This window comes from Iodobacter violaceini (genome assembly GCF_011601265.1).
Lineage (GTDB): Bacteria > Pseudomonadota > Gammaproteobacteria > Burkholderiales > Chitinibacteraceae > Iodobacter > Iodobacter violaceini.
In genome coordinates this window covers 1-393 of the sequence record NZ_JAAOLX010000043.1, presented here as the reverse complement: position 1 = coordinate 393, position 393 = coordinate 1, and the positions used below count along the sequence as shown (strand labels likewise).

The window sequence follows — 393 nt, the reverse complement described above, 5'->3', positions numbered from 1 at the left end:
CTTCATCACAAATTGCCGCGCTCTCCACTGGCAGTGTGGCGGCTCTTGAAACCCGTGATTTAGTGGTTCTTAAAACCAGCGGCATCGCAGCACTGAATACTGCACAAGTGAATGTACTGACCACCGCCCAGGTGGCGAATCTGACGACCGATCAGGTGATGGCACTGAGCACGGCAGCAGTGGCCAGTGGCTTCACGACCGATCAGGTGGTGGCACTGACTACGGCACAAGCCGCTGTTCTGACCACCCGCCAGGTGGCTGCGCTCTCTACCAACAGCATGGCTGCGCTGGAAACCCGCGATCTGGCCGTTGTCAGCACAGCAGGGATTGCCGTGCTGTCGAGCAATCAGATTAAAGCCCTGACCACCGCACAAGTGGCCACGCTGACCACGG

The 393-nt window shown here is 58.8% G+C and carries 1 protein-coding gene; it reads left to right on the top strand.

The window, feature by feature from the left end:
• A partial coding sequence (locus tag HA050_RS22760) for a hypothetical protein (RefSeq protein WP_205836569.1) occupies positions 1-393 on the top strand: 393 nt, incomplete at both ends.